Here is a 3,212-nt window from a genome sequence, read left to right on the forward strand (position 1 = left end):
GCAGATTGTGAGCGTTAACCAAGCGATCCCGCTTGACACCTCCCATGGCCCGCTCCAGACTTGGTGACGCGGGTCACCCAGCTGCGTCGCCAGATGTGAGCGCAAACAACACGCATCCGGGACCGGCAGGAGCGCCCTCTCGACGACGAGCAGGAGGCACCGTGGCTGGAACCCGGAGGTCATTACCACGGCGGTTGGGCGCACTGCTCACCGCCGTCGCGCTGTCGGCCGCGACCCTCACCGCGGGATCGGAGGAGCCGGCGGCGGCGTGGGACAACGGCGTGGCGACGACCCCGCCGCTGGGCTGGAACAGCTACGACTCGTTCAACTGGAACGTCACCGAGGCCCAGGTCAAGGCCAACGCCGACTACATGAGGGACAACCTCAAGCAGCACGGCTGGCAGTACGTCATCATCGACTGGGCCTGGTACCGGCCCGGCAGCGGTTCGGGCGCACCGAGCCAGGACTCGAACTTCCAGCCCAGGCTGCGCACCGACGGGAACGGCCTGCTGCTGCCCGACACGACCCGGTTCCCCTCCGCCACGGGCACCAACGGGTTCAAGCCGCTGGCCGACCACATCCACGCGGGCGGCCTGAAGTTCGGCGTGCACCTGATGCGCGGCATCCCGCGCCAGGTGGTCGCGGACAACCTGCCGATCCCGGGCACGAACTGCCGCGCCAACGAGATCGACAACGGCACGACCGCCGCGTGGCTGAACCTCAACTGGGGCCTGGACATGGCCAACCCGTGCGCCCAGGCCTACCTGGACGCCCAGTTCAAGCTGCTGGCCTCGTGGGGCGTCGACTACGTCAAGGTCGACGACATCGCCGCGCCGACCTACCGCCAGGCCGAGATCGAGGGCTACCGGACGGCCATCGAGCACAGCGGTCGGCCCATGGTGCTCAGCCTCTCCCCGGGCCCGACGTCGACCGGCAACGGCGCGCACGTGGCGGCCAACGCCAACATGTGGCGGATCGTCAACGACCTGTGGGACAACTGGTCCTCCTTGGACGCCCTGTTCGAGCGCCTGAACGCCTGGACGCCGTTCCGCAAGCCGGGCGCGTGGCCCGACCCGGACATGATCCCCATCGGCAGGTTGTCCCAGCAGGGACCGGTGGGCTCGCCCCGCTACTCCAACCTCACCGCGGACGAGCAGCGCACGCTGATGTCGCTGTGGTCGATCTCCCGCTCACCGCTGATGTGGGGCGGCGACCTGACCCAGAACCGCGCCTCCGAACTGGCGCTGATGACCAACGACGCGGTGCTCGCGGTCGACCAGCACAGCACCGACAACCGGCAGCTCTTCTCGGGCACGCAGACCGCGTGGACCGCCAACGCGCCCGGCAGCCAGGACAAGTACCTCGCGCTGTTCAACCGGGGCAGCGGCACGGCCACCGTGTCGGCCCCGCTGGCCGATCTCGGCATCGGCTCCGCCACGGTGGTCGACCTGTGGTCGGGCGCCAACCTGGGCACGGTGAGCGGCACGCTGTCGCGCTCGCTGCCCGCCCACGGCTCCGGCCTCTACCGGCTCACCCCGCAGACGACCGTGCCCACGCCGACGGCGGAGACCTTCACCGCGCGGCACAGCGGCAAGGTGGCCGACGTCTACAACGCCTCCACGGCCGACGGCGGCAACGTCGTCCAGTGGGCGCCGAACGGCCAGGCCAACCAGCGCTGGCGGGTGCGCGACGTCGGCAACGGCCAGAACGAGGTCGTCAACGTCGGCAGCGGCAAGTGCCTGGACGTCTCCGGCGGCGCGTCGGCCACCGGCGACGGGGTCCGGGTCGTGCAGTGGACCTGCAACGGCGGCGCCAACCAGCACTGGCGCTTCGAGGACGCCGGCAACGGGTACGTGCGGCTGGTCGCGCAGCACAGCGGCAAGTGCCTGGACGTGCTCAACGCCGCGACCGCGGACGGCGCCCAGCTGGTGCAGTGGAGCTGCAACACCAACACCAACCAGCAGTGGCGGCGGCAGAGCGCGTAGCCACGCCGCCGGCGGGGGAGCACGGGCACCCGGCACGTCGTGCCGGACATCGGTTCACATCCAGGAGAACACACATGCGACCACACCTCCGAAGGCTCGCCGCCTGCACCGCGGCGCTGATCGCCGGCGCGCTGCTGTCCGCCGGCCCCGCCGCCGCCGAGTCCCACGGCGGGGTGCGGGTCATGCCGCTGGGCGACTCGATCACCGAGGGGACGCAGGTGCCCGGCGGTTACCGGATCGGGCTGTGGCAGCGGTTGGCGTCGGCCAACTACCGGGTGGACTTCGTCGGCTCGCAGTTCAACGGCCCGTCGTCGCTCGGTGACCACGACCACGAGGGCCACCCGGGGTGGCGCATCGACCAGATCGACGCGAACGTCGTCACCTGGCTGAGGAACACCACCCCGCGCACGGTGCTGCTGCACATCGGCACCAACGACATCCTCCAGAACTACAACGTGTCGAGCGCGCCCTCCCGGCTGTCGACGCTGATCGACCACATCACGGCGACCGCGCCGAACGCGGACGTGTTCGTCGCGACGCTCATCCCGCTGGCCAACTCCGGCCAGGAGAACTCGGTCCGGACGTTCAACGCCGCGCTCCCGGGCATCGTGCAGGGCAAGGTCAACGCGGGCAAGCGGGTGCGCCTGGTGGACATGCACTCGGCGTTGACGACCGCCGACCTGATCGACGGCGTCCACCCCACGGCCACCGGCTACGACAAGATGGCCGCGACCTGGTACAGCGCGCTGCGCGGCGTCCCCGGCAGCATCGGCGACCCGGCGGCCTCGCAGGGCAGGCTGGTCGTCGGCACGGCCTCGGGCCGCTGCCTGGACGTGCCCGGCTCCTCGACCACCAACGGCACCCAGTTGCAGCTGTGGGACTGCCACGGCCAGACCAACCAGCAGTGGACGCTCAACTCGGCCAAGCAGCTGGTCGTCTACGGCACCAAGTGCCTGGACGCATACGGCCGGGGCACGACCAACGGCACCCAGGCCGTGATCTACGACTGCCACGGCGACACCAACCAGCAGTGGAACGTGAACGCCAACGGCACGATCACCAGCGTGCAGTCCGGCCTGTGCCTGGACGCGTACAACCTGGGCACCGCGAACGGCACCAAGCTGGTGCTGTGGTCCTGCTCCGGGGAGCCCAACCAGCTGTGGACCCTGCGCGTCCCGGCCTGATCGACGGCCCGGGGCACCACCGAGGACCCGGGGCCTGATCGAG

General features: G+C 70.4%; 2 protein-coding genes. Both read left to right on the forward strand.

Features of this window, described 5'->3' with window-relative positions; translation table 11 throughout:
* Window positions 1–194 precede the first annotated feature (194 nt).
* Window positions 195–1,985, forward strand: coding sequence for an alpha-galactosidase (locus AB0G02_RS32715; RefSeq protein WP_360801952.1), 1,791 nt, complete (start codon window positions 195–197; stop codon window positions 1,983–1,985).
* Between the two features lie 74 nt (window positions 1,986–2,059).
* On the forward strand, window positions 2,060–3,169 hold the full coding sequence (locus tag AB0G02_RS32720) for an RICIN domain-containing protein (protein WP_360801955.1): 1,110 nt from the start codon (window positions 2,060–2,062) through the stop codon (window positions 3,167–3,169).
* The last annotated feature ends 43 nt before the right edge of the window (window positions 3,170–3,212 follow it).

It is taken from the genome of Actinosynnema sp. NPDC023658 (assembly GCF_040639995.1).
Classification (GTDB): Bacteria; Actinomycetota; Actinomycetes; order Mycobacteriales; family Pseudonocardiaceae; genus Actinosynnema.